Here is a 24,193-nt window from a genome sequence, read left to right on the forward strand (position 1 = left end):
GTAACGAGGGGATACCGAAACGCTACCGGACCGGCGTGACACCCATGAGGGTCGCGAGCTGGGTCGCGATCGGATTCAGGTTCAGTTTGTCCGGATCGACCTTCGGTGTGCTGTCCCACGGCTGCGGCACCTCCGGATCGGCGTAGACGATCCGCTCGGCGCTGCGCACACCCGTCGGATTGCCCTGCTCGACCGCGCATCGCACGTTCGTGTTGAACGGGAAGCTGTCGACCGTGTCGTCGAAGTTCGGGTTCTGCGCCTTCATCTGTTCGAGGATCTCGTACGTGCCCTCGTAACCCTTCGTGCACGGCGGCGGATTGTTCGTCTCGAGTACCAGCCCGAAGTGGATCGTGCCGTCCCCCGGCGCCACCGCCGACGCACCGGCCGACAGAGCCGGCAGGAACTGCAGGAACGGCTGCAACGCGATGGCCCGCGGGCCGATCGTCTTCAGCGTCGTCGCCAGATTCGTCAGATCCGTGGTGAGCGCCGCACCGCTGTCGGCGACGAGTCGGCCGACCGTGTCGGTCGCGTCCTTACCGGTGCCGATCAGCCGGCGCACGTCCGGATCACTCGACTTCAACTGCGCGGCCACCTGCAGCAGCCCGTCGCTGAACTCCCGGATCGCACCCGACTGCTCGGCCTGCGTGTCGAGCGCGGTGCGACCGTCGGAAATCAGCGTCAGCGTCTGCGGCAGCGCCTCCGTCGCCGTCTCGGTGAACCGGCCGAGCGAATCCACCAGGATCTGCAGATCCTCGCCCTTGCCGCTGAACGCCTTGCCCAGTTCCACGACCGTCGTGTGCAGGGCATCCACCGGAACCGACCGGGACAGCTTGTCGATACTGCCGATCAGGTCCTCGACCGGGATCGGCGTCGCCGTGTTCGGTTCCGTGATCACCGAACCGTCGTGCAGGAACGGGCCCTCGTCGGTGTCGGGCTGCAGATCGACGTACTGTTCACCGATCGCCGACCGGTTCGCCACGACAGCCCGCGCGGACGCCGGAATCTGTGGGGCACCGTTGTCGATCATCAACGCCACCGACACCCCGTCCGCGGTGAGCGCCAGATCCCCGACCCGGCCGACCGGGACTCCCCGATACGTCACCTCGGCATTGGTGAAGATGCCGCCGGAATGCGCGAGCTGCACATCCACCCGGTACTCCCCGAACCCCAGCAACGAATCGAGTCGCACATACTTGGCGCCGACGTAGCCGATACCCAGCACCGCCACGACGATGAACGCCACCAACTGCCATCTGGCCAGCCGCGAGACCACTACTCACCCACCCCCAGCTGGTTCAGGAACGCGTCGAACGGATTACGCGGCGCGTTCCCCGGTTTCGCGGCCGCGGCCGCGGCCGTCCCCGGCTCGGGCACCGGATTCGGCACGATCGGCGGCAACGGCAGCAGCGACACCGTCGGCCAGCCCGGCCGCGGACCGTTGCCGTTGTAGTACGGGTTGCTCGGGTTCACCGGAACCGGTGGACCGTACTTCGGCGGCAGGTACACCGGATCCGGCTCGCCCACACCCAGGTTCGACAGGGTGTCACCGATCTGCAGGTCGATCGACAGGAACACGTTGGCCTGGCCGCCGTGGATCGACGGGATGATCGAGTCCGGGAACGGGAACGTCGGCACGATCGGCAGCGACGTGATGATGTCCGGTGTCGCCTCACCCAACTGCTGCAGCGTGGGTCGCAGTGCCCGCAGATCCGCGATCAGATCGTCCTTCGAACGATTGATCACATCGGATCCGACCTGGCCCAGACGATCCACCTGGGCGAGCATCTCGACCAGCTGCGGCCGCTGCTCGGACAGGATCTGCACGCCCTGCGGCAGCTCGTCGAGGATCTTCTCGAGCTTGCCCGTCTGATCCGCCACGCGGCTGCTGAGCGTGTCGAGGCCGTCGAGTGCCCGCGTGATCGAATTCCGCTGCTCCTCGAGACCGGCGATGAGCGTGTTCGCCTGTTCGAGGAGGCTCCGCACCTTCGTCTCGCGGCCGTCGAGCGCCTTCTCGAGTTCCGAGACGATCGGCTGCAACTGCGCGACACCGCCGCCGTTGAGCAGCAACGACATCGCACCGAGCACCTGCTCGATGTCGGTGGCGTGCCGGGTGCGTTCCACCGGAATGGTCGTCCCGCTCGTCAGCCGCTCCGACGACGGATTCTGTTCGGGCGCCGAGATCGCGATGAACTTCTCACCCAACAGATTCGACTGCTGTACCTCCGCCGTCGCGTTCGCCGGCAGATCCACCGAACTGTTCACCAGCGTGTCCACCTGCGCGGTCCATCCGTCCGGGCCCACCTCGATCTTCTCGACCCGGCCGACCGGCACGCCGTCGACCTTGACGGTCGACTGCGGCACCAGGTCGAGGACGTCGTCGAACTGGATCGACACGTGCATCGGATCGCCGCCGATGTCGGCGCCGCCCGGCAACGGGATCGAATAGATGCCGCCCGACCCGCACGCGCTCACCGTCACCGCTACCGCGCACACGCCGGCGGCCACCGCCGCCGACCTCGTTCCCACAGCCCTCACGGCGTCCCCCCCAATCGCGGCGACGGCGTGCCCGGCACCGTCCCCGGAACCGTGCCCTGCTGCAGATTGTCGCCGCTGAGAATGCCCAGCGGCAGATTCAGTGTCGGGCTCTTCACACCGGCCGTCATCTGATCGGTGATCATCTTGCAGTTGTCGATCACCGGCTTCATCTGCCGGCCCAGCGCCTCGAACCGCGGATCACCCGGCATCAGCTTCGCGACATCGATGAGCTTGCAGCCCAACCCGAACGGATCCTGCAGATCCGGCAGGTCGACGCGCATCTGCAGCGTCCCCGACTCGGCGTCGTGGGCGTTCACCAGGTTGCTCAGCGCCAGCGGGATCGTCACGAGCGCCTCGGCCAGCTCGTCCCGGCGGTTCGCGACGGTCTGCGTGACCGTCGTCAACCCGTCGATGTTCTGCGTCAGCAGTTCCCGGTTGTTCTCCACGAACCGGGCCACGTCCCCCAGAGCCAGCGACAACTGGTTCAGGGCGAGCCCCAGGTTGTCCTTCTCCCCCGCCAGGAAACCGCTCAGATCCGCCAGCTGCGTGTTGAACTGGCGCACCTGCGCATCGTTGTCGGCGAGAGCACTGACGAACACCTGCAGGTTCTTGATCGTGTCGAAGATGTCCGTGCGCGAATCCGACAGCGTCCGGGCCGCCTCCGACAACTTCGTGAACGTGTTGCCCATCGCGTCGCCGTTGCCGTCGAGGTTCGCGGCCGCACTCTCGACGAGATTCGACAGCGCACCGTCCTTGTTGGCCCCGTCCGGGCCCAACGCCTCCGACAGCTCCGTGACACTCGCGTACAGCTGGTCCACCTCGACCGGGGTCGCGGTGCGCTCCCTCGGGATCTCCGCGTTCGACGCCATCTTCTCGCCGCCCGTGTACACGGGCGTGAGCTGGATGTAGCGGTCGGAGACCACCGACGGCGTCACCTGGGCGGCCTTCGCGTCGGCAGGGATGTCGACACCCCGCTGCACCGTCATCGTCACCTGCACCTGGTCGCCCTGCGGATCCACCGAGTCGACCCGGCCCACCTTCACACCGAGGACCCGCACGTCCGACCCCGAGTAGATGCCGACCGACTTGTCGAAGTACGCGGTGATCTTCGTGGTGCCGGCGTTCTGGAACAGCCACCATCCCGTACCGGCCGCCACGACGGCCACCACCGCGATCAACGCGACCGGAATCCACCGGCGACGGCTGCGTCGGGTGTCACTCATCAGTTACCCCCCAGGGTGCGGAAGGGCGCTCGCTCACCGGGGACGTCCGGCAGCCCGGGCGGGGTCAGGTTCGTCACGACGGTGTCGAACCAGCGGCCGTTGCCGAGCACGTTCGCGTAGATCCGGTAGAACGGCGCAGCGTATTCGAGGGCCTTGTCCAGGTTCTGCTGGTTCTCGTTGAGGATGTCGATGACGCCCTGCAACTGGGTGAGCGCCGGCGTGATCTGTTCCTCGTTGTCCGCGACCAGTCCGGTGAGCTCCCGCGACAGCGTCTGCGTGCTGGTGAGCAGTTGCGAGATCGCCTGCTGCCGGTTGTTGAGTTCCGCCAGCAGTGTGCCCCCGTTGGCGAGGATCTTCTCGAACTGCTCGCTGCGGTCCGCGAGGATCTCCGACGTCTGCTTCGTGGCACCGAACAGATGTTTCAGATCCTGGTCACGCTTGGCGACCGTCTCCGACAGCCGGGCGACACCGTCGAGGGACGCTCGGATCTCGTCCGGGGTGCCCTCGAATGCCTGGGACAGCACATCGAAACTCGACGCCAGCTGCGTGGTGTCGATCTCCTCGAGCGTCGTCGCGGCGTCGCTGAACGCATCGATGACGTCGTACGGCGACGTGGTCCGCTCGAGCGGGATCCGCACTCCCGGATCGAGCACCTCGGTGCCCCGCGGATCGAGCGCCAGATACTTCTGCCCGAGGATCGTCTTGATCTGGATCGACGCCGTCGTCTGGTCCCCGACCCACGTGTCCTTCGTCTGGAACGCCACCAGCACCCGGTCGCCGTCGAGGTCCACGTCCGTCACCTTGCCGACCTTCACACCCGCGACCCGCACCTCGTTACCGGACTTGAGTCCCGCCGCCTCCGAGAACTCGGCGGTGTACCGGTTCGACGCACCGAGAATCGGCAGGCTGTCGAGGAAGAACGCCGACATCGTCGCCAGCAGGACCACGACGATACCGAGAGCACCGGTGACCGCCGGACTGCGCTTGTTCGTCATCGCACACCGTCCGCATAGCAGCGCGGGGCCGTGTTCGTGTAGATCGGCTGATTCACCGTCGGCAGGTTCGACGGCAGATTCAACTGCGGCGCCGTGCCCGGCCCGGCCACGATGTCGATACCGCACAGGTAGAACTGAAACCACGAACCGTAACTGCCGGCCCGACCCAGTTTCTCCATCTTCACCGGCAGGTTCGCGAGTACCTGGTTCACGTCACCCGAACGTTCGTTGATGTGACCGGCCACCGTGTTCAGGCCGGCGATCGACCCCTGGATCGACGGGCGCGTCGGCACCAGCAGATCGGCCGTGGCGCTGGTCAGCTGCGACAACGACTGCACCGACTGCCCGATGACGCCGCGGTCGGCGTTGAGTCCGCTGACCAGCCGCTCGGTGTTGTCGATCAACTGGTCCACCTGCTCGTCCCGGTCGTTGACGGTGTCGAGTACCCGATTCAGGTTGGTGACGAGTTCACCGATCACCCGATCCTTGTCCGCGATCGTGTTCGTCAACGACGCCGTGTTCGCCACGAGCTCCTCGATGGTTCCGCCCTCCCCCTGGAACACCTGGATGATCTGGTAGGACAGCTTGTTGACGTCGTCGGCGCTCAAGGTCTGGAACAGTGGCCGGAACCCGTTGAACAGCGTCGTCAGGTTGACGGCCGGTTTGGTCCGATCGAGTGGGATGGTCTCCCCCGCCGTCATCTTGTAGCCCTGCTGTCCCGTGCCCTGTTCGAGCGCGATGTACCGCTGCCCCACCAGGTTGCGGAACCGGATCGTCGCCGTCGTACTGGCCGGCAACCAGTCCCGGTCGCTGAGCGAGAACTCGACCTGGGCCTCCCGGTCGTCGACGATCTCGATCTTCGTCACCTGACCGACCCGCACCCCCGCGATACGGACCTCGTCACCCTTGTTGAGGGACGTGACATCGGTGAACCTGGCACTGAACTTCGTACCGCCGGTCGACGTCGTGTTCGCGATCGTGAGCGCCAGGAAGCCCGTCGCCAGGATCGTGACCACCGCGAAGATCACCAGCTTGGTGAGCGGGGCGACCACTCCTCGCAGCTGTCGCTTCATTTGACGCTCACCTCGTTTCCACGCAGTGCGGGCGCACCGATCTTCGCGGCCCACGACGGCACGTCCTGCGGGGCCACCCCGGTGGCCTGGCTGTACACCACCGCGAGCGTGTCCCGCTCCAGCTGCGACCCCACATAGGAGACGGGAGCCGTCGCCGCCGGGACCATCGAATACTGGGGTGCCGGCATGTCCGAGATCGTCTGGTCACCCGGGTTACGGCTCGGCACCTGGTAGGACCCGTCGTGGATGGCACCACCCGGGTACTGACCGATGTCCGTACCCAACGGCGGCGGCGTGTAACAACGCGGGCCGCGGGTGTCGAACAGTCGCGGCTCGTCCTGGTTGGGCAGGTAGCGTCCACGCGGATTGACCAGTTCGATCGTCGCGCGGGCACCCGGCAGCTCCGACCCCTCACCGGTGATCGCACCGGACCGGCGCATCACGTCGGCGAAGTTCGCGAACGTGCACCCGAACGTGCCCGAGAACCGGGCCAGGATCTCGAGTGCCTCCCGCGAATCCGCGGCGATCGAGATGAGCGAATCCCGGTTGGTGGTGAGCAGGTCCGCCGTACTCGCCCCCGTTGCGGTGACCGACGCCATGAGCGCATCGATCGACTTACGCTCCTGCACGATCGTGGCGTTGGTGGTGCGCAGGTCGTCGAGCGCGTCGATCAACTGCGGCGCCGCATCCGCATATGTCTGCGTGAACGTCGCGAAGCTCTGCAATCCGGCCGTCAGGTCGGGCATGCGGGTGTTCACACCCGCGAAGATCGTGTCGAGCTGGTCGAGTGTCACACCGATCTGCTCGCCCCGGCCGTCCAGGGCCTGGGACAGCGCCCCGAGCGTCGACGCCAGGCTCTCCGGTGGGATCGCCTGCAACAGCGGCAGCAGACCGTCGAGCATCTTGCCCAGCTCGACCGCGTTTCCGCTCTTGTCCTGATGGATGGTGCCGCCGGCCTCGATCGGGTTGGGGCTCGGATTCGACGGAATCACCAGATCGACGTACCGCTCACCGAACAGCGTCTTCGGCAACAGCCGGGCGGTCGTGTTCGACGGGATCAGGTCGACCTTGTCGGGCTGGAGCGCCACGACCGAGGTGACCTTGCCGTTCGTGGTGGACGCCGACCGCACCTCGCCCACGATCAGGCCACGGACCTTGACGTCCGCGTTGCGCGGTAACGCGTTCCCGACGGTGTCGGTGACGAGATCGACTTTGACGACCGGGGTGAACGTCTTGTTGTAGCTGGCAATGGTGCCGCCCAGGAACAAGGCCAGGACCAGGAAGAACGCGACTCCCAGGATTCGACGGCGCAGCTTCGACGGGTGCTCGATCATCCGGCCACCCGCACCGTGGTCGTCGTGCCCCAGATCGCGAGGCTCAGGAAGAAGTCCAGGACGGCGATGGTGACGATGGCGGTGCGCACCGCGTGGCCGACGGCGACACCGACGCCTGCCGGGCCACCGCGGGCGTGGAACCCGTAGTAGCAGTGGATGAGGATGAGGACGAACGCGAACACCAGCACCTTGCCGAAGGACCACAGCACGTCCGCGGGCGGTAGGAACAGGTTGAAATAGTGGTCGTACGAGCCGGAGGACTGACCGTTGAACACGGTGCTCACGACGCGCGAGGCCAGGTAGGCGGCGAGCAGGCCCACGATGTACAGCGGGATCACCGCGATGAACCCGGCGATCATGCGGGTGGTGACGAGGAACGGCACGCTCGGCACCGCCATCACCTCGAGCGCGTCGATCTCCTCCGAGATCCGCATCGCGCCGAGCTGCGCGGTGAAACCACAGCCGACCGTGGCGGACAGGGCGAGCGCCGCGACGATCGGGGCGATCTCCCGGGTGTTGACGTACGCGGACAGGAAGCCTGTCAGTACCGAGCTGCCGAGCTGGTCGAGGGCCGCGAAGCCCTGCAACCCGACCACGACGCCGGTGAACCCGGACATCATGACGATCACGCCGATGGTGCCGCCGATCACCGCGAGCGCGCCGCTGCCGAAGGTCACCTCGGCGAGCAGTCGCAGCAGCTCCTTGCGGTAGCGGCGCAACGTGCGCGGGGTCCACGCGATGGCCCGCGAGTAGAACGACATCTGCTCGCCGGCGTTGTCGAGCACATCGAGCGGTTTACGCGCCCATCGGCGAGCCCGCATCAACGCCAGGTCGCCGCGTCCACGTGCGATCGTCATCGACTCATGCCCCCTTTGCCGGGACGATCTGCAGGTAGACCATCGTCAGGATCAGATTCGCGAAGAACAACACCAGGAACGTGATGACGACGGCCTGGTTCACCGCCTCACCGACACCCTTCGGGCCCCCCTTCGGAGTGAGTCCCTTGTAGGCGGCGATGACACCCGCGATGACACCGAAGATCGCGGCCTTGATCTCCGCGATGTACAGGTCCGGGAGTTGGGCGAGCGCCGAGAACGACGCCAGGTAGGCACCCGGGGTACCGCCTTGCAGGATGACGTTGAAGAAGTAGCCGCCCGCGATACCGACGACCGACACCAGCCCGTTGAGCAGCACTGCCACCAGCACCATCGCGAGCACCCGGGGCACGACGAGACGCTGGATCGGGTTGATCCCGAGCACCTCCATCGCGTCGATCTCCTCACGGATGGTCCGTGACCCCAGATCCGCGGTGACGGCCGAGCCGGCGGCACCGGCGATGAGCAGGGCCGTCACGATCGGACTGCCCTGCTGGATCACGGCCAGCACGCTGGCCGCACCGGTGAACGCCTCGGCACCCAACTGCTTGATCAGCGAACCGGTCTGCAGCGACACGACAGCGCCGAACGGAATCGCGACCAGTGCCGTCGGCAGGATCGTCACGCTCGCGATGAACCACGCCTGTTCGATGAACTCCTTGAACTGGAACGGACGCCGGAACGTGTTGCGGACGACGTCGACGAACAGTTGGACGATGTTCCCTGCCTGAGTCAACGCTCCGGTGACAGGCTTCATCATCGATGCGCGGGTGCCCCCCATGCGCGGCCCCCCTAACCGCGCTCGAAGGTGGACGAACCGTGTCCTCCGTCGTCGTAGGCCGGGATCACCTGGGTCGCCTGATCGCCGTCGAGGCTCTCGAGGATCGCCTGCTGCGCGTCGTACGGGAGCGTGTGCAGGATCTCCCGCACCCGAGCCTGACGACGGCCGACGGCCTGACGTTCCGGCAGCCCGGGTGTGGCCTGCATCTGCGGCACGACACCGTAGACGTCGTCGGTGCCGCCGTGATGGTGTCCGGCGTCGACGAGCGCCTGCTCCTGCGCCATCTGGGCGTCGTCCTTCTCCTCCGACATGCCGATCGGGCCGATCTTGCTGCCGTTGAGGAACTGGTGGACGACCGGCTCGTCGCTGGTGAGCAGCACCTCACGCGGACCGAACATGACGAGCTGCTTGCGGAACAGCATGCCGAGATTGTCGGGCACCGTACGGGCGAGGTTGATGTTGTGGGTGACGATCAGAATCGTCGCGTCGATCTGCGCGTTGATGTCGATCAGCAGCTGACTCAGGTAAGTGGTTCGGACCGGGTCGAGGCCGGAGTCCGGCTCGTCGACGAGGATGATCTGCGGGTCCAGCACGAGTGCCCGTGCGAGGCCGGCACGCTTGCGCATACCGCCGGAGATCTCGCCGGGAAGCTTGTTCTCCGCGCCGATGAGACCGTTGAGCTCGAGCTTCTCCATCACGATCTTGCGGATCTCGGACTCGGGCTTCTTGGTGTGCTCCCGGAGAGGGAACGCCACGTTGTCGTACAGGTTCATCGAGCCGAACAGCGCGCCGTCCTGGAACAGGACACCGAACAGCTTGCGGATCTCGTACAGCTCCTTGGAGGAGCACTGCAGGATGTCGGTGCCGTCGATGACGATCGACCCCTCTTCGGGGCGCAGCAGTCCGATGAGGGACTTCAGGAACACCGACTTACCGGTGCCGGACGGACCGAGCAGTGCGCTGACCTCACCGGACGGCAGCGTGAGTGTCACGTCCTGCCAGATCTTCTGAGAGCCGAAAGACTTCGTGAGTCCCTCGACCGCTACCTCGACTCCCACCTTTACCTCCTGCGTCGGGCACGTCCCCCAACGTCGAGTCCGCTGTGGGTTGGGTCACTCTATCGCATTGGAGTGTTACGCGTAACTCCGAACCCTACTACTGAGTAGGTACGGGCACCCCGCCGGCGATCGTGACAACCCCGACTTGCCTATCACGCCTCCCGAGCAGCACACAACGCCCCTGCTCGCGGCACATACGGACCCACCCGGATACGACGAAGAGGACCGCCCCCGCACGCGGGAACGGCCCTCTTCTCGATGCTTCGTCAGGAAGCAGCGCGGAAGAACCCCTTACTTGAGGGTGATCTTCGCGCCGGCAGCCTCGAGCTTCTCCTTGGCGGCCTCGGCGGCCTCCTTGGCGACCTTCTCCAGGATCGGCTTCGGAGCACCCTCGACGAGGTCCTTGGCTTCCTTCAGGCCCAGGCCGGAGACGACCTCACGGACGACCTTGATGACCTGGATCTTCTTGTCGCCGGCCGACTCGATGATGACGTCGAACTCGTCCTGCTCCTCGGCAGCGTCGCCGCCGGCAGCCGGGGCGCCCGCAACAGCCGCGACGGCGACCGGAGCAGCAGCGGTGACCTCGAAGGTCTCCTCGAACGCCTTCACGAACTCCGAGAGCTCGAGCAGGGTGAGCTCCTTGAACTGGTCCAGCAACTCTTCGGTGGTGAGCTTCGCCATGGTGGCGTCCTTCCTCTAAAGTCCTTGTCGCCGATCCGCGACCGGACAGGTGGTGATGGTTGTGATGCGCAGGTGCGGATCAGCTATTCGGCAGCGGCGTCGGCGGGAGCCTCGACGGCCCCACCCTCCGCAGCCTTCTTCTCCTGCAGCGCGGCGGCCAGACGGGCCACCTGCGAAGCGGGAGCGTTGAACAGGCCGGCGGCCTTTGCCAAGTTGCCCTTCATCGCGCCGGCGAGCTTGGCCAACAGAACCTCGCGGGACTCGAGATCCGCGATCTTGTTGACCTGATCCACGGACAGCGCAGCGCCGTCCATGTAGCCGCCCTTGATGACGAGCGCCTTGTTGTCCTTCGCGAAGGTCTTCAGAGCCTTCGCAGCGTCGACCGGCTCGCCCTTGATGAATGCAATGGCGGTCGGTCCGACGAACAGGTCGTCAAGGCCCTCGACGCCCGCCTCCGCGGCGGCACGCTTGACCAGGGTGTTCTTGGCGACGGAGTAGGTGGCACCCTCTCCGAGAGCGCGTCGCAGCTGCGTCAGACTCGTGACCGACAGACCACGGTATTCCGTGATGACTGCGGCAGACGACTCCTTGAACTGCTCAGTGATCTCCGCAACCGCGGAAACCTTCTCAGGCTTTGCCATACTTCGCCTCCTCTCGTGACAGTCGTTGTTCCACTGTGACCACCGCCGTCCGACGTGACGTCGTCCGACGTGGGCCGTGACATGCAAAACGCCCCGGTGCAGGGCACACGGGGCGTACACGAGGAGATCGACCGGCCGATCGAAATCGGGCGCAGACAAACATCCCCCACCTCGTCCTCCTGCGTGGGTCGCCGGGCAATCCCGGACCTTCAACCGATCCCCGGAGGAGAACGGTGACCAACGGTCTTGGGTAGAACATTTTTCGGGGCGGAGTCCGCATCGAACACCGAACTCCGCAGAGAAGTGTAGCGAGGCGCACCCTGAGACGCAAAACGCCCCTTGCCCATCCCGACATCGACGCTTGAGCGTAACTGCAAGTTACATGTAATGGGCTACATTCCTGCCATGACTCTCACGACCCCCACCGTCACCGACTCCGGTCCGGGACGACAGCGCAGGATCCTCGCACTGGCGGTGATCTGCCTCGCCGAACTGCTCGTCGTCCTCGACAACACGATCGTCAACGTCGCCCTGCCGTCGATCGGCGTCCAACTGCGCACCGACGTCAGCGGTCTCCAATGGGTCGTCGACGCCTACACGCTGACCTTCGCGGGCCTGCTCCTCGCGTTCGGCAATCTGGGCGACCGGCACGGCCGCCGCCGGGTCATGACGATCGGCCTCGCCGGTGTCGCGGTGATGTCCGTCGTCGGCGCCTCCGCCTCGTCGCTCGAGCAGGTGATCGCGGCCCGCGCAGCGATGGGTATCTTCGCGGCCGCCGTCTTCCCTGCGACGCTCGCACTGATCATCAACATCTTCACCGACGTCCGGGAACGGGCACTCGCGATCGCGGCATGGACGGCGATGGCCGGATTCGCGATCGCGATCGGACCGATCTCGGGAGGCTGGCTCCTCGAACACTTCTCGTGGCACGCGGTGTTCTGGATCAACGTCCCGGTGGCACTCCTCGCTCTCGTCGCGACCCGACTGTTCGTGCCCGAGTCGAGAGCCGAATCGACCGGCCGCCTCGACATCGTCGGCATCGTCACCTCCGTCGTCGGCATCACCGGGCTGGTGTGGGCGATCATCGAGGCACCCCGGTACGGCTGGCTCTCCACCGTCACCGTCGGAACGGCCGCCGCATCGATCGCGGTACTCGCCGGCTTCGTCCTGTGGGAACTCCGGGTCGACTCGCCGATCCTGGACATGCGCCTGTTCCGGATCCGACGGTTCTCGCTACCGGCTCTGGCGATCGCCATCGCCTACTTCTCGATGTTCGGGTTCCTGTTCCTCATCACCCAGTACTTCCAGGGTGTACGCGAATACTCCCCGCTCGAGTTCGGTATCGCATCACTACCGTTCGCGGTGTCCGTCGCGGTGGGCGCACCGATCGCGACTCTGTCGGCCCAGCGGATCGGTACCACCGCGGTCCTCGTCGTCGGGCTGCTGCTGACCGGGCTCGGCCTGTATCTCGGCGGGCAGGTCGACGTCGACAGCAGCTATCTCACCGATGTCCTGCCGTCGATGGTGTCGATGGCTCTCGGGCTCGCGATCGTCCAGGGACCGGCGACCGAGTCGATCATGTCGTCGCTGCCCCTGGACGAGGCCGGTGCCGGTTCCGCCGTCAACGACACGACCCGCGAGGTGGGCGGGACCCTCGGTGTCGCCGTGCTCGGGTCGATCGTCGCGTCGTACTACGTCGGGAAGGTGGCACCGGTCATCGACAGCGTCCCGGCGTCCCTCATGAACGACGACGAGAAGAGCTTCGCGCGGTCCACGATCCTCAGCGTGCTCGAGATCCGGAACCGGGAACTCCCCTCGATGCTCGAACCGCAGCGTGAACAGCTGATCACGACGATGAAGACCGCGGTCCTGCAGGGCGCGCACACCGCGTCCCTCGTCGCGACGGGTGCCGTGGTGCTGTGTGCGATCGTCGTCGCACTCTTCCTGCCGTGGGCGCCGGCGGAGGGGCGCGGGACGATGCTCGCATGGCGGCGCGCCGAGGACTGAACCCTGTTCCCCCGGGAACGAACCCGGGGAACGCCGAAGGCCGGCACAGAGAGAACTCTGTGCCGGCCTTCGATGTCGATCAGGTCGCGAGAATCGCGACTTACTCGCTGTCCTCGAGGAGGTTGCGGGTACGGTTCGGGTCCACCGGGATGCCCGGTCCGGTGGTGGTCGAAACCGTGATCTTCTTGACGTAGCGGCCCTTCGCCGACGACGGCTTCGCACGCAGGATCTCGTCCAGCGCGGCGCCGTAGTTCTCGACCAGCTTCTCCTGGTCGAACGACGCCTTGCCGATCACGAAGTGCAGGTTGGCCTGCTTGTCGACGCGGAAGTTGATCTTGCCGCCCTTGATGTCCGAGACGGCCTTCGCGACGTCCGGGGTGACCGTGCCGGTCTTCGGGTTCGGCATGAGGCCACGCGGTCCGAGGACACGCGCGATACGGCCGACCTTGGCCATCTGGTCCGGGGTGGCGATCGCGGCGTCGAAGTCGGTCCAACCGCCCTGGATGCGCTCGATCAGGTCCTCGGCACCGACGACGTCTGCGCCGGCAGCCTCGGCCTCGGCGGCCTTCTCGCCCACCGCGAACACGACGACGCGTGCGGTCTTACCGGTGCCGTGCGGCAGGTTGACCGTGCCACGGACCATCTGGTCCGCCTTGCGGGGGTCGACGCCCAGACGGACGGCAACCTCGACGGTCGCATCCATCTTGGACGACGCGGTCTCCTTGGCCAGCTTCGCAGCCTGCAGGGGGCTGTAGAGCTTGTCCGCGTCGATCTTCTCAGCGGCGGCGAGGTACGCCTTGCTGCGCTTTGCCATTTCTTCTGTCCTTACGTCTCACCCGGGATACCGGGTGAATGGTTCAGTTGTGGTTGCGGGCCTGGCCGGCCCTCCCACAGTGGAGAACCCGCTGACGGAGCGGGCTTCGCGGCGATCAGCCCTCGACGGTGATACCCATCGAACGCGCGGTGCCGGCGATGATCTTCGCGGCGGCGTCGATGTCGTTCGCGTTGAGGTCTTCCTGCTTGGTCTTCGCGATCTCGCGCACCTGATCCATGGTCACGGTGGCGACCTTGGTCTTGTGCGGCTCGCCGGAGCCCTTCTGGACGCCTGCAGCCTTGAGCAGCAGCTTGGCGGCCGGCGGGGTCTTCAGCTTGAAGTCGAAGGTCCGGTCTTCGTAGACGGAGATCTCGACCGGGATCACGTTGCCGCGCTGAGACTCAGTCGCCGCGTTGTAAGCCTTGCAGAACTCCATGATGTTGACGCCGTGCTGACCGAGCGCCGGACCCACGGGCGGAGCAGGATTGGCCTGACCAGCCTGGATCTGAAGCTTGATGAGCCCTGCGAGCTTCTTCTTCTTGGGGGGCATCTTCGTTCCTTGTTCTTACGGGGTGTGTTTCTTGCGTACTGCGTGCAAGTGTGTGGGTCCCGGGTCGGCGATGGTCGCCGCGGGACGCGCTAGATCTTCTGGACCTGGTTGAACGAGAGTTCGACCGGGGTCTCACGACCGAAGATCGAGACCAGAACCTTGAGCTTCTGCTGCTCGGCGTTGACCTCGCTGATGCTCGCCGGCAGGGTCGCGAACGGTCCGTCCATGACGGTGACCGACTCGCCGACCTCGAAGTCGACCTCGATGGCCGGCTTCGCGGTTGCCGGTGCGGCGACGTCGCCGCCGGTCGCTGCGGCACCTGCGGCAGCGGGCTTCTTCTGGCCCTGCTGCGGCATGAGGAACTTGACGACCTCGTTCAGCGTCAGCGGGGACGGACGCGACGTCGCACCAACGAAACCGGTGACACCAGGCGTGTTGCGCACCGCGCCCCACGACTCGTCGTTCAGTTCCATGCGCACCAGGATGTAGCCGGGCAGGATCTTGCGGTTGACCTGCTTGCGCTGGCCGTTCTTGATCTCGGTGACCTCTTCGGTGGGAACCTCCACCTGGAAGATGTAGTCGCCGACGTCGAGGTTCTGGACGCGGGTCTCGAGGTTGGCCTTCACCTTGTTCTCGTAACCGGCGTACGAGTGGATGACGTACCAGTCACCGGGAGCGCGACGGAGCGCCGCCTTGAACTCGGCGACCGGGTCGACCTCTTCTTCGGCGACGTCGGCAGCCTGCTCTTCCACGGCACCGTCCTGGGCGACCTCGCCGGCGGTGTCGTCGTCGGCCGTCGTGTCGGCAGCCACACCGTCTTCGGTTACCGCCTCGGCCGAAACGCGCTCCTCGGCCAGGGCCTTGTCAGAGTCGTTCTCGGGGGTGCTCACTGGAGGCACTCTTCCTCTCGTCAATCACATCGTTCGGGAACGCCGACGGGCGTCCCCGGATTAGCCGAACAACCAGGTGACGCCCTGGCCGAAACCAAGGTCGATAAGGAAGACGAACGTCACCATGAAGACGACGAACGTGAGAACCACACTGGTGTAGGTGATCATCTGCTTGCGATTGGGCCAGATGACTTTACGGAGCTCGGCGATCACTTCGCGCAGGAAGCGGCTTATCCGCTTGAAGATGTTCTCCGAGGGGGCCTTGCCCGCACTCTTACCGGAGTTCTTGGTGGCGGATCTGGACGCCTTGACGGACGAGGCCGTGACGGCCGGCCCGGAGGCTTCGGTACGACGGGTGCCACGCTTGCCGCTCGGCTTTCCTGCTGGGGCCGCGCTCGTGGGGCTCTCTTCAGCAGGATTCTGGGCATCCCGACCGGAAACGACTGATTCGTCGACAGGTGTGGAGTCCGAAGACCCGGCAACGCTGTCGTCGCGGTTACCGCGCTCCTCGCTCACCGTCGTTCCTCTCAGTCGCTGGCCGATCCGGGTGCAGGGGCGACAGGACTTGAACCTGCAACCTGCGGTTTTGGAGACCGCTGCTCTGCCAGTTGAGCTACGCCCCTTTGGCCGACCGATCGAGTCGATCGACCCATCTGGGTTCACATGACATGCGCGCCACCCTCATTGGGCAGCGCGCAGCGCCTGAGTAACCACAGAAACTCTAGTGTACTTCAATGCCCGGATCAAACCCAATCCGTGAGGCCGTCAGGCCAAACGGACCGTTGCGGTGGCCCGACCGAAGATCTTCCGACCCTCGGACCGTGCCACAATCGCGACTACTGCGGTCTTGCTTTCGGCGTCCACCGACTTGATCTTGCCGGTGAACTCCACTTCGGCAGCCTTGTCAGCCGCCACGTACACCGGGCTGGTGAACCGAACGTTGTATTCGGTCACGGCACCCGGATCACCGAGCCAGGAGGAGACGAAACCTCCACCCAGCCCCATAGTGAGCATCCCGTGTGCGACGACGTCCGGCAAGCCGGCCAGTCGAGCCACATGGTCGCTCCAGTGAATCGGATTGGGATCACCCGACACACCGGCGTAGTTGACGAGATTGCCACGAGTCAGCGTGACGACGCGCTCGGGAAGTTCGTCACCGACGGCGACGTCCTCGAATCTACGGAGCGTCATGCATCATCACATCCTTGACGGCGTGGGCGATGTTCTCGTCCACCTCGCCCCCGGAACGAGCGACGAGCGTCGTCCAGGTGGTCTGCACCAGCTCGCCGTTCACATCGGAGATGATGTTCTTGGTGACGATGATGTCGCTGCCCGCGACCTGACGGAACGACTCGAGGTAGACGTCGCAGATCAGCCGGTCACCGGCCTGCAGCGGCCGATGGAACTCCAGCCGCTGATCGGTCTGCATGATCTGGCTGAGGTCGTATCCGGTGACGATCTCCTCGAACAGCTTGCGCTGCGCGATCATCCCCACGATCGACACGAAGGTCAGCGGGGCGATCAGGCCGTCGTAACCGAGGCCCTTCGCCGCAGCCTCGTCGTGATGAGCCGGGTGCATGTCCAGGACCGCGCGAGCGTACTCGCGGATCTTCTCCCGGCCGATCTCGTAGAAGTCGGTGACGCGGTAGTGATGTCCGACCATCGCGGCCGCATGCACGGCGGGATCGAACACCTCGTCGGCCACCCTCACGACTGTTTCCGTCACAGCGAAACACCCCTGCCCTGTTGACGCATTCGTTAGGGCAGTGTGACAGCGAACCTAACGCGCGCATCGACTCCAGTAAGACTTACGGAGAAGAACTTACTTGGACTCGCGGTGCGCCTGGTGGGTTCCGCAGTTCGGGCAGAACTTCTTCAGCTCGAGGCGGTCCGGGTCGTTGCGACGGTTCTTCTTGGTGATGTAGTTGCGGTGCTTGCACACCTCGCAGGCGAGAGTGATCTTCGGCCGAACGTCAGTCGAGGAGGCCACGGGGATGCCTTCTTTCGCGTGAATCTGATCAGTGACCGATCAGGGTGGATCATTCGTCTTGTGTAGCGATGGCCGGACTTGAACCGGCGACACAACGATTATGAGTCGTTTGCTCTACCAACTGAGCTACACCGCCTCGGTGTCGAGTGTCGCGCGGAACCGGCGACACCACAATCCAGCGAGCCCCCTGACGGAATCGAACCGTCGACCTTTTCCTTACCATGGAAACGCTCTGCCGACTGAGCTAAGGGGGCGTGGCTCTGCTGAGCATCTCTGCTCTCTGAAGCCTCCAGAAGATTACACAGACCTTCGCGTCAGATACAAATTGGCTGGTCAGCACGGATAAAACGGCCCCCACGAGACCTGTTCCCGCAGATCTCCGGCCACTCCGGACGACCCCGCCCCCCGGGGGGCGTCCCGCAGCCGGCCGGCGCGCTCACCGGCCACACGGACGACCCCTGGAGACCTCGGACCCATGAAGACCCGATCCATGGAGACCCACGGAAGGGACAACCAGGGAGGCAGCGACCCCGGAAAGCAGTTCAGCCCCGGTCCTGTGCAGGACCGGGGCTGAACTGTGTGGCAGGTGTAGGATTCGAACCTACGTAGGCGTAAGCCGACGGATTTACAGTCCGCTCCCATTGGCCGCTCGGGCAACCTGCCTGGTTCGCGTTCACGGCACCGCAGCGCCCTGATTGCGTATCGAAGAATACAACGAAGCACCCCCCGAAATGCAAACCGGGTGGATACGGGCGGTTGCGAACCGATAGCGTCGACCTCGACCGCCGCTGTCCGCGGCGGGTCCGACCGCTAGTGAATTGGGAGTGTGCAGTGGCTGATTCGTCCTTCGACGTGGTGAGCAAGGTCGACCGTCAAGAGGTGGACAACGCTCTGCATCAGGCTGCGAAGGAGCTCGGCACCCGGTTCGACTTCCGTAACACCGGGGCGAGCATCGAGTGGTCCGGCGAGGAGTCGATCACGCTGACCGCCGAGACCGAGGAGCGGCTGCTGGCCGCCCTCGAGGTCTTCAAGGAGAAGCTCATCCGCCGCGACATCTCGCTCAAGGCGTTCGACGCCGGCGAGCCCGCGCAGTCCGGCAAGATCTACAAGCTCAGCGGCACCCTGGTCCAGGGCATCAGCAGCGAGAACGCGAAGAAGATCTCGAAGAAGATCCGCGACGAGGGCCCCAAGGGCGTCAAGGCCCAGATCCAGGGCGAGGAACTGCGGGTGAGCAGCAAGAAGCGCGACGACCTGCAGGCCGTCATCTCGCTGCTCAAGGGCGAGGACTTCGGGATCGCCCTGCAGTTCGTGAACTACCGGTAGGCAGCGGCCGGCCACGGGCCGGTACCGCACGTCGAACGGGCCGCACACCTTCCGCAGATGCGGAGGTGGCGGCCCGTTTTCCGTCGTTCGGAGGACGCCGGGGTCAGTACTCGCGATGGGTGGGCGGGAGGCCTCCGTCCGACGGCCCGCCCCCGGCCATCCTCTCCAGCCGAGCGATGCGGTCCGCCATGGGCGGGTGGGTCGAGAACATCTTGCCGACCCGATCACCGGCCCGGAACGGGTTGGCGATCATCATGTGCGACTGGGCTGCGATCCGCGGTTCGGGTGGTAGCGGTGCGGCCTGGGTGCCGCGTTCGAGTTTGCGCAGCGCCGATGCGAGCGCCAGCGGGTCGCCGGTGAGTTCGGCGCCGGACTGGTCGGCCTGGTACTCCCGGGAGCGGGACACCGCGAGTTTGACGACGGTCGCGGCGACCGGGCCGAGCAGGGAGACGAGCAGCAGTGTGAGCGGGTTGGCGTTCTGGCCGTCGCGTCCGCCGCCGAACATGTTCGCGAACATCGCCATGTTCGCGAGCCCGGAGATGACGGCGGCCATGGCGCCGGCCACCGACGAGATGAGGATGTCGCGGTTGTAGACGTGCGACAGTTCGTGGCCGAGGACGGCCCGCAGTTCCCGTTCGTCGAGGATGTCGAGGATGCCGCTGGTGCAGCACACCGCGGCGTGCCGGGGGTTGCGGCCGGTGGCGAACGCGTTGGGGGCGGCCGTCGGGCTGATGTACAGCCGCGGCATCGGCTGGTGCGCGGTGGTCGCGAGTTCGCGCACGATCTTGTAGATGACGGGGGCCTGGACCTCCGTGATCGGCTGCGCGTGCATGGCCCGCAGGGCGAGCTTGTCGCTGTTGAAGTACGCGTACGCGTTGGTTCCGACGGCCAGCAGGATCGAGAAGATCAGGATGGTCTGATTCCGGAACAACGAGCCGATGAAGATGATCAGCGCCGACATGCCGACCAACAGGCCGAACGTCTTGGCACCGTTTGCGTAACCGTGCACCACTCGCCTCTTCCCTGTTGGCCGCCCGACCGGACCCGCAGCGGCTCCCGACACGACAACGAGCCGGCCCGGAGTATCGGTTCCCGGGCCGGCTCGAACGCTACGTCAGTGTGGCGTCATCCCACACGTCGAACGGTGTAGTCGATGAGCCGGACGAGGGCGTCGTTGGCGGGCCCCTGCGGCAGCTGCGCGAGTTCGACGCGCGCCCGCTCGGCGTACTCGGCGAGCGTGGCCTTGGCCGCCGCCATGCCCGGGGACCGTTCGAGCAGGACGATCGCCTCGGCCACGTCGGTGTCGTCGGTGACGGGGCCGTCGAGCAGGACGCGCAGCCGGTCGGCGTCGGCGTTCTCCTCGCGGAGCGCGTACAGCACCGGGAGGGTGTGGACACCTTCGCGCAGGTCGGTGCCGGGGATCTTGCCGGACTGTTCGGACTCCGACGAGATGTCGATGATGTCGTCGGCGATCTGGAAGGCGGTACCGACGGCGTCGCCGAGACGTTCGAGGCACGCGATCTGGTCGGCGTCGGCGCCGGAGAAGGTGCCGCCGAACCGCCCGCTGGCCGCGATGAGCGACCCGGTCTTCTCCCACACGACCTTGAGGTAGTGCTCGATCGGGTCCTGGGTTACGCGGGCACCGATGGTCTCGCGCATCTGGCCGGTGACGAGTTCGGCGAACGTCTCGGCGATGATCCGGACGGCCTCGGGGCCGAGGGTGGACACCAGCCGCGACGCGTGGGCGAACAGGTAGTCGCCGGCGAGGATCGCGATGCTGTTGCCCCAGCGGGCGTTCGCACTGGGTGCGCCGCGCCGCATGGTGGCCTCGTCCATGACGTCGTCGTGGTAGAGCGTCGCGAGATGCACGAGTTCGACGACGGTCGCGGCGGTGACGACGGCCGGGTCGGAGCCCTTCGGGCCGAGTTGTGCGGTGAGGATCGTGAACAGGGGACGGAACCTTTTGCCGCCGGCCTTCGCGAGGTGCAGGGCCGCCTCGGTGAGGAAGTCCTCGCCGTCGGACAGCTCGCTGACCAGGAGCTCCTCGACACGAGCGAGCCCGTCGCGCACGACGTCGGCGAGCTGCTGGTCACCGAGGTCGACTCCGGCGACGACCGTGCTGGGCATCTCAGTGCTCACGATGTCCGTACCCATTCCTGTAGTCGGTGCCGCACCCGTGGGAGCGGAAAACGCTGAAACCACGGTAGTGAACCTAGCGGTAGTACCGGTATTCACCACACCTGCCCTCGGGGGCGGTCGACGCGTCGGCCTGAGAACATGGTGACGTGGTGGTCGATCCTTCTCCGAACCCGTCCGATCGTTTCCCTTCGCATGCCGAGGTTCTCGTCGTCGGTGCCGGTCCGGCCGGGTCGTCTGCCGCGGCGTGGGCGGCCCGGGACGGCCGCGACGTCCTGCTCGTCGATGCGGCCGAGTTTCCGCGGGACAAGACGTGCGGGGACGGGTTGACGCCGCGGGCGATCGCCGAGGTCGACCGGCTGGGGCTCGGCGAGTGGGTGCGCGGGCGTGTCGTCAATCGGGGTCTGCGGCTCACCGGCTGGGGACAGGAGCTGGAGTTGCCGTGGCCGGGCGGGGCCCTGCCCGCGGTGGGCAGCGCGGTCCCCCGCACCGAACTCGACGACCGACTGCGCGGGGTCGCAATCACATCGGGTGCCCGAATGATCCAGGGCACCAAGGCTGTCGGCGTCGACACCGACGGCGGCCGGGTACGGTCGGTGACGGTGCGGACGTCGTCGGGCACGCACACGGTCACGTGTTCGAAGCTGATCGTCGCGGACGGGGTGCGGTCGACGCTCGGCAAGCAGCTGGGGCGGCAGTGGCATCGGGACACGGTGTACGGGGTCGCGGCCCGCGCGTACGTGCGGTCGGGGCGCAGCACCGATCCGTGGATCACGTCGCATCTGGAACTGCGTGACGCCGCCGGAACGCTGCAGCCCGGCTACGGCTGGGTGTTCCCGCTCGGCACCGGCGAGATCAACATCGGGGTGGGGACGCTCGCGACCGCGAAACGTCCGGCGTCGGGGGCGTTGCGACCGCTGCTCGACCTGTACACGGCGCAGCGGCGCGACGAGTGGCGGTTGGACGGGGAGGTGCGGGCGGTGGCGTCGGCGCTGCTGCCGATGGGCGGGGCGGTGTCGAACGTCGCGGGACCCAACTGGGCGCTGGTCGGGGACGCGGCCGCGTGCGTGAACCCGCTCAACGGCGAGGGCATCGACTACGGGCTCGAGGGGGGCCGGTTGATCGCCGGGCTCGTCGACGCCGACGACTGGACCCGGGTCTGGCCCGAACTGCTGCGCGCCCACTACGGTCGCGCGTTCTCGATCGCCCGTCGGCTCGCGAACCTGCTGACCGTGCCACGGTTCCTGCCGGCGTCGGGGCCGGTCGCGTTGCGGTCCCGCGCCCTGATGGCCGTCGCGGTGCGGGTGATGGGCAACCTCGTCACCGACGCGGACGCCGACCTCGTGGCCCGCACGTGGCGGACGTCCGGTGCGGCGTCGCTGCGGTTCGATCAGCGGACGCCGTTCAGCTGAGCGGACTCACCGGGTGGCGCGGTGCAGGGCGACGATGCCGCCGGTGAGGTTGCGCCACTGCACGTTCCTCCAGCCGGCGGCCTCGATGCGCCGGGCCAGTTCCTCCTGCGTCGGCCACGCCCGGATGGATTCGGCGAGGTAGACGTAGGCGTCCGGGTTGCTGCTGACGGCGCGCGCGACCCGCGGCAGCGCCTTCATCAGGTACTCCATGTAGATCGTGCGGAACGGCCCGAACACCGGGGTGGAGAACTCCGACACGACGAGGCGTCCGCCGGGCTTGGTGACGCGGGCGATCTCGCGGAGACCGGCGTCGAAGTCGGAGACGTTGCGCAGCCCGAACGAGATGGTGGCGGCGTCGAACACGCCGTCCGCGTAGGGCAGGTGCATGGCGTCCCCCGCGACCATCGGCACGTTGCGCCCGGTACCGGCCTTCAACATGCCCTTGGAGAAGTCGGTGGCGACGACCCACGCGCCAGACCGTCCGAGTTCGACGGTGGACACCCCGGTACCGGCGGCGAGGTCGAGGACCCGCTCCCCCGGCTTCAGGTCGAGTGCGGCGCGGGTCGCGGTGCGCCAGCTGCGGTCCTGACCGAACGACAGGACGGTGTTCGTCAGGTCGTAACGCTCGGCGACGTCGTCGAACATCGACGCGACCTCGTGCGGTTTCTTGTCGAGCGACGCCCGCGATCCGTGAGTGTGTGCCACGGTCCGAGACGCTATCAACCCGCTCACGACTCGACGTCCGCCGCCGGTTCCCGGCTGCGCAGCGCCTGCGCCTTGCCGCGCGCCCACGGCACGAGGAGCACGACGACGGCGATCGTGACGGTGGAGCCGACGACGGCGCCGGCGAGCACGTCGTGCGGGTAGTGCACACCCTGCAGGACGCGGGCCAGGCCGATCAGGGCCGCGAGTGCGACGACGAGCCAGCGTTGCAGCGCCGACAGCACCTTCTCGGAGGCGAGGACGATCACGGTCGCGATGCCCACGGCGATGACGGTGTGGTTGCTGGGGAACGACCAGTCGCCGGGTGCCGGGCAGTCCGGTAGCGCCACCTGGGTGCGGCACGGCCGGTCCTCGCTCACGAAGGCTTTGACGACCTCGCTGAGCACGTACGCGACGACGACGCCGACGCCACCGACCAGCAGGTCACCGAGCTGGGTGGGCCGGTTGCGCCACAGGTACACCGCGAGGACCGCGTACAGGGCGACGAGGACGAGCAGGCCGCCGTCGGCGATCAGCCCGACACCGGGCAGTTCCGCCGTGTGCGGGACGATCGCGCGGTAGAGCGCACCGCTGACTCCTTTCAGCAGGTAGAGCCCCACGACGACGACCGCAGCCGCGATCAGCATCATTCCGGCGCGTTCCGCCGATCTCGCACTCGTTCGCATCCGACGAGAATAGAAACCCTTCCTGAGTGAACGTCTCAGGAACCGTCGGTGTCGCCGTTTTCTTCCGGTTCGGTCGTCGCCCGGCGGCGCAGCACGAACAGGATCGGGGCCGCGACCAGCCACGTTCCCACGATCACCGATCCGGCGGGCACGATCGCGACGGACGCGTCCCGGCCCGCGACCCGCACCAGGTCCGGGTCGCTGCGCGCGTACTCGACGTCGATGCGCTGCCCGGCCGTCAGGTGCGTCGGATACAGCACACCGAGTTTCGGGTTGTGGGTGACACCGTCCGGGGTGACGAAGCTGACCGCCGACCGCAGCGATCCCGCCGACAGCACTTCCGCGGTGGCGGTACCCATGTCGGATTCGATCGTGTGGTCGTTGCGCCACGCCGCGAGCACGAGCAGTACCGCCAGTACCGAGATCCCGGCCGCAGTGGAGACGACCCCCACGAAGGTGCGGCGGGCGGTGCGCGGGCTCACGCCGG

The 24,193-nt window shown here is 66.5% G+C and carries 26 protein-coding genes and 4 tRNA genes; 3 read left to right on the top strand and 27 right to left on the bottom strand.

Features of this window, described 5'->3' with window-relative positions; all coding sequences use genetic code 11:
* Nucleotides 1-22: 22 nt before the first annotated feature.
* The 11 genes from Q5696_RS17035 to rplJ all read right to left on the bottom strand — a co-directional run bounded on the left by Q5696_RS17035 (nt 23) and on the right by rplJ (nt 11,196).
* Nucleotides 23-1,273, bottom strand: coding sequence for an MCE family protein (locus tag Q5696_RS17035; RefSeq protein ID WP_305092447.1), 1,251 nt, complete (start codon nt 1,271-1,273; stop codon nt 23-25).
* The gene (locus Q5696_RS17040) at nt 1,273-2,526 is read right to left on the bottom strand and encodes an MCE family protein (RefSeq protein WP_305092449.1); all 1,254 of its coding nucleotides are present in this window, start codon (nt 2,524-2,526) and stop codon (nt 1,273-1,275) included. The genes Q5696_RS17035 and Q5696_RS17040 overlap by 1 nt, the downstream gene beginning before the upstream one ends.
* Before the next feature lie 5 nt (nt 2,527-2,531).
* Nucleotides 2,532-3,758 (bottom strand): MCE family protein, encoded by a 1,227-nt coding sequence (locus Q5696_RS17045; protein ID WP_305092450.1) that lies wholly within the window; start codon nt 3,756-3,758, stop codon nt 2,532-2,534.
* Nucleotides 3,758-4,753 carry an MCE family protein gene (locus Q5696_RS17050; RefSeq protein ID WP_305092451.1) on the bottom strand — a complete coding sequence of 332 codons (996 nt, stop codon included), beginning with the start codon at nt 4,751-4,753 and terminating at the stop codon, nt 3,758-3,760. Before Q5696_RS17050 ends, Q5696_RS17045 begins: the two co-directional genes overlap by 1 nt.
* Nucleotides 4,750-5,826, bottom strand: a complete 1,077-nt coding sequence (locus tag Q5696_RS17055; RefSeq protein ID WP_305092452.1) for an MCE family protein — start codon at nt 5,824-5,826, stop codon at nt 4,750-4,752. Before Q5696_RS17055 ends, Q5696_RS17050 begins: the two co-directional genes overlap by 4 nt.
* Nucleotides 5,823-7,160 carry an MCE family protein gene (locus tag Q5696_RS17060; protein WP_305092453.1) on the bottom strand — a complete coding sequence of 446 codons (1,338 nt, stop codon included), beginning with the start codon at nt 7,158-7,160 and terminating at the stop codon, nt 5,823-5,825. The genes Q5696_RS17055 and Q5696_RS17060 overlap by 4 nt, the downstream gene beginning before the upstream one ends.
* Nucleotides 7,157-8,017 carry an MlaE family ABC transporter permease gene (locus Q5696_RS17065; RefSeq protein WP_305092454.1) on the bottom strand — a complete coding sequence of 287 codons (861 nt, stop codon included), beginning with the start codon at nt 8,015-8,017 and terminating at the stop codon, nt 7,157-7,159. Before Q5696_RS17065 ends, Q5696_RS17060 begins: the two co-directional genes overlap by 4 nt.
* Nucleotides 8,018-8,021: 4 nt before the next feature.
* Nucleotides 8,022-8,816 carry an MlaE family ABC transporter permease gene (locus Q5696_RS17070; protein WP_305092455.1) on the bottom strand — a complete coding sequence of 265 codons (795 nt, stop codon included), beginning with the start codon at nt 8,814-8,816 and terminating at the stop codon, nt 8,022-8,024.
* An 11-nt stretch (nt 8,817-8,827) separates the two neighbouring features.
* Nucleotides 8,828-9,874 (bottom strand): ABC transporter ATP-binding protein, encoded by a 1,047-nt coding sequence (locus Q5696_RS17075; protein ID WP_305092456.1) that lies wholly within the window; start codon nt 9,872-9,874, stop codon nt 8,828-8,830.
* Nucleotides 9,875-10,165: 291 nt separating this feature from the next.
* The gene (gene rplL, locus Q5696_RS17080; RefSeq protein WP_305092457.1) at nt 10,166-10,555 is read right to left on the bottom strand and encodes a 50S ribosomal protein L7/L12; all 390 of its coding nucleotides are present in this window, start codon (nt 10,553-10,555) and stop codon (nt 10,166-10,168) included.
* Between the two features lie 83 nt (nt 10,556-10,638).
* The gene (rplJ, locus tag Q5696_RS17085) at nt 10,639-11,196 is read right to left on the bottom strand and encodes a 50S ribosomal protein L10 (RefSeq protein WP_305092458.1); all 558 of its coding nucleotides are present in this window, start codon (nt 11,194-11,196) and stop codon (nt 10,639-10,641) included.
* A 405-nt stretch (nt 11,197-11,601) separates the two neighbouring features.
* Here rplJ and Q5696_RS17090 point away from each other — a divergent pair, with 405 nt between their 5' ends.
* A complete protein-coding gene (locus Q5696_RS17090; protein WP_305092459.1) occupies nt 11,602-13,203 on the top strand; it encodes an MFS transporter in 1,602 nt (533 codons plus the stop codon).
* A 100-nt stretch (nt 13,204-13,303) separates the two neighbouring features.
* Here the strand turns inward: Q5696_RS17090 and rplA are convergent, their stop codons facing one another.
* From rplA to Q5696_RS17145, 11 genes are all read right to left on the bottom strand, one after another.
* Nucleotides 13,304-14,017, bottom strand: a complete 714-nt coding sequence (gene rplA / locus Q5696_RS17095) for a 50S ribosomal protein L1 (RefSeq protein WP_305092460.1) — start codon at nt 14,015-14,017, stop codon at nt 13,304-13,306.
* Between the two features lie 115 nt (nt 14,018-14,132).
* Nucleotides 14,133-14,567: a 50S ribosomal protein L11 gene (rplK, locus tag Q5696_RS17100; RefSeq protein ID WP_031937663.1), complete on the bottom strand. Its 435-nt coding sequence runs from the start codon at nt 14,565-14,567 to the stop codon at nt 14,133-14,135.
* An 89-nt stretch (nt 14,568-14,656) separates the two neighbouring features.
* Complete coding sequence (gene nusG / locus Q5696_RS17105) at nt 14,657-15,457, bottom strand: transcription termination/antitermination protein NusG (protein WP_305092461.1); 801 nt, start codon at nt 15,455-15,457, stop codon at nt 14,657-14,659.
* A gap of 60 nt (nt 15,458-15,517) precedes the next feature.
* Nucleotides 15,518-15,973, bottom strand: a complete 456-nt coding sequence (gene secE, locus Q5696_RS17110; RefSeq protein ID WP_305092462.1) for a preprotein translocase subunit SecE — start codon at nt 15,971-15,973, stop codon at nt 15,518-15,520.
* A gap of 34 nt (nt 15,974-16,007) precedes the next feature.
* Nucleotides 16,008-16,080: transfer RNA gene (locus tag Q5696_RS17115), tRNA-Trp, on the bottom strand.
* A 142-nt stretch (nt 16,081-16,222) separates the two neighbouring features.
* The gene (gene hadB, locus Q5696_RS17120; protein WP_305092463.1) at nt 16,223-16,648 is read right to left on the bottom strand and encodes a (3R)-hydroxyacyl-ACP dehydratase subunit HadB; all 426 of its coding nucleotides are present in this window, start codon (nt 16,646-16,648) and stop codon (nt 16,223-16,225) included.
* Nucleotides 16,635-17,120 carry a (3R)-hydroxyacyl-ACP dehydratase subunit HadA gene (gene hadA, locus Q5696_RS17125; protein ID WP_305095347.1) on the bottom strand — a complete coding sequence of 162 codons (486 nt, stop codon included), beginning with the start codon at nt 17,118-17,120 and terminating at the stop codon, nt 16,635-16,637. The genes hadB and hadA overlap by 14 nt, the downstream gene beginning before the upstream one ends.
* A 159-nt stretch (nt 17,121-17,279) precedes the next feature.
* A complete protein-coding gene (gene rpmG / locus Q5696_RS17130; RefSeq protein ID WP_031937658.1) occupies nt 17,280-17,447 on the bottom strand; it encodes a 50S ribosomal protein L33 in 168 nt (55 codons plus the stop codon).
* A gap of 63 nt (nt 17,448-17,510) precedes the next feature.
* A tRNA-Met gene (locus Q5696_RS17135) sits at nt 17,511-17,583 on the bottom strand.
* A 45-nt stretch (nt 17,584-17,628) separates the two neighbouring features.
* Nucleotides 17,629-17,701 (bottom strand) — tRNA-Thr (locus Q5696_RS17140).
* A 326-nt stretch (nt 17,702-18,027) separates the two neighbouring features.
* Nucleotides 18,028-18,110: transfer RNA gene (locus tag Q5696_RS17145), tRNA-Tyr, on the bottom strand.
* Between the two features lie 168 nt (nt 18,111-18,278).
* Here Q5696_RS17145 and Q5696_RS17150 point away from each other — a divergent pair.
* Nucleotides 18,279-18,770, top strand: a complete 492-nt coding sequence (locus Q5696_RS17150; protein ID WP_305092464.1) for a YajQ family cyclic di-GMP-binding protein — start codon at nt 18,279-18,281, stop codon at nt 18,768-18,770.
* Nucleotides 18,771-18,873: 103 nt separating this feature from the next.
* Here the strand turns inward: Q5696_RS17150 and htpX are convergent, their stop codons facing one another.
* Nucleotides 18,874-19,779, bottom strand: coding sequence for a zinc metalloprotease HtpX (htpX, locus tag Q5696_RS17155; protein ID WP_305092465.1), 906 nt, complete (start codon nt 19,777-19,779; stop codon nt 18,874-18,876).
* A 116-nt stretch (nt 19,780-19,895) separates the two neighbouring features.
* A complete protein-coding gene (locus Q5696_RS17160; protein ID WP_305092466.1) occupies nt 19,896-20,924 on the bottom strand; it encodes a polyprenyl synthetase family protein in 1,029 nt (342 codons plus the stop codon).
* A 131-nt stretch (nt 20,925-21,055) separates the two neighbouring features.
* Between Q5696_RS17160 and Q5696_RS17165 the strand changes: the two genes are divergently transcribed.
* Nucleotides 21,056-22,318 carry a geranylgeranyl reductase family protein gene (locus Q5696_RS17165; protein ID WP_370654815.1) on the top strand — a complete coding sequence of 421 codons (1,263 nt, stop codon included), beginning with the start codon at nt 21,056-21,058 and terminating at the stop codon, nt 22,316-22,318.
* A 6-nt stretch (nt 22,319-22,324) separates the two neighbouring features.
* Here the strand turns inward: Q5696_RS17165 and Q5696_RS17170 are convergent, their stop codons facing one another.
* From Q5696_RS17170 to Q5696_RS17180, 3 genes are read right to left on the bottom strand one after another with little or no spacing between them, the layout of a single operon-like run.
* The gene (locus Q5696_RS17170) at nt 22,325-23,023 is read right to left on the bottom strand and encodes a demethylmenaquinone methyltransferase (protein ID WP_305092468.1); all 699 of its coding nucleotides are present in this window, start codon (nt 23,021-23,023) and stop codon (nt 22,325-22,327) included.
* Nucleotides 23,024-23,046: 23 nt separating this feature from the next.
* Nucleotides 23,047-23,706, bottom strand: a complete 660-nt coding sequence (locus tag Q5696_RS17175; protein WP_305092469.1) for a phosphatase PAP2 family protein — start codon at nt 23,704-23,706, stop codon at nt 23,047-23,049.
* A gap of 35 nt (nt 23,707-23,741) precedes the next feature.
* Nucleotides 23,742-24,188 (bottom strand): DUF3592 domain-containing protein, encoded by a 447-nt coding sequence (locus tag Q5696_RS17180; protein ID WP_305092470.1) that lies wholly within the window; start codon nt 24,186-24,188, stop codon nt 23,742-23,744.
* Between the last annotated feature and the right edge of the window lie 5 nt (nt 24,189-24,193).

The organism is Prescottella sp. R16 (genome assembly GCF_030656875.1).
GTDB lineage: Bacteria > Actinomycetota > Actinomycetes > Mycobacteriales > Mycobacteriaceae > Prescottella.

What these genes read in the sequence shown, in the direction of transcription:
- hadA (WP_305095347.1), bottom strand. Translation starts at nt 17,120, where the DNA reads ATGGTCGGACATCACTACCGCGTCACCGACTTCTACGAGATCGGCCGG.
- Q5696_RS17060 (WP_305092453.1), bottom strand. Translation starts at nt 7,160, where the DNA reads ATGATCGAGCACCCGTCGAAGCTGCGCCGTCGAATCCTGGGAGTCGCG.
- Q5696_RS17045 (WP_305092450.1), bottom strand. Translation starts at nt 3,758, where the DNA reads ATGAGTGACACCCGACGCAGCCGTCGCCGGTGGATTCCGGTCGCGTTG.
- hadB (WP_305092463.1), bottom strand. Translation starts at nt 16,648, where the DNA reads ATGACGCTCCGTAGATTCGAGGACGTCGCCGTCGGTGACGAACTTCCC.
- Q5696_RS17055 (WP_305092452.1), bottom strand. Translation starts at nt 5,826, where the DNA reads ATGAAGCGACAGCTGCGAGGAGTGGTCGCCCCGCTCACCAAGCTGGTG.
- rplL (WP_305092457.1), bottom strand. Translation starts at nt 10,555, where the DNA reads ATGGCGAAGCTCACCACCGAAGAGTTGCTGGACCAGTTCAAGGAGCTC.
- Q5696_RS17160 (WP_305092466.1), bottom strand. Translation starts at nt 20,924, where the DNA reads ATGGGTACGGACATCGTGAGCACTGAGATGCCCAGCACGGTCGTCGCC.
- Q5696_RS17090 (WP_305092459.1), top strand. Translation starts at nt 11,602, where the DNA reads ATGACTCTCACGACCCCCACCGTCACCGACTCCGGTCCGGGACGACAG.
- Q5696_RS17050 (WP_305092451.1), bottom strand. Translation starts at nt 4,753, where the DNA reads ATGACGAACAAGCGCAGTCCGGCGGTCACCGGTGCTCTCGGTATCGTC.
- Q5696_RS17175 (WP_305092469.1), bottom strand. Translation starts at nt 23,706, where the DNA reads ATGCGAACGAGTGCGAGATCGGCGGAACGCGCCGGAATGATGCTGATC.
- Q5696_RS17070 (WP_305092455.1), bottom strand. Translation starts at nt 8,816, where the DNA reads ATGGGGGGCACCCGCGCATCGATGATGAAGCCTGTCACCGGAGCGTTG.
- rplJ (WP_305092458.1), bottom strand. Translation starts at nt 11,196, where the DNA reads ATGGCAAAGCCTGAGAAGGTTTCCGCGGTTGCGGAGATCACTGAGCAG.
- rplK (WP_031937663.1), bottom strand. Translation starts at nt 14,567, where the DNA reads ATGCCCCCCAAGAAGAAGAAGCTCGCAGGGCTCATCAAGCTTCAGATC.
- Q5696_RS17065 (WP_305092454.1), bottom strand. Translation starts at nt 8,017, where the DNA reads ATGACGATCGCACGTGGACGCGGCGACCTGGCGTTGATGCGGGCTCGC.
- rplA (WP_305092460.1), bottom strand. Translation starts at nt 14,017, where the DNA reads ATGGCAAAGCGCAGCAAGGCGTACCTCGCCGCCGCTGAGAAGATCGAC.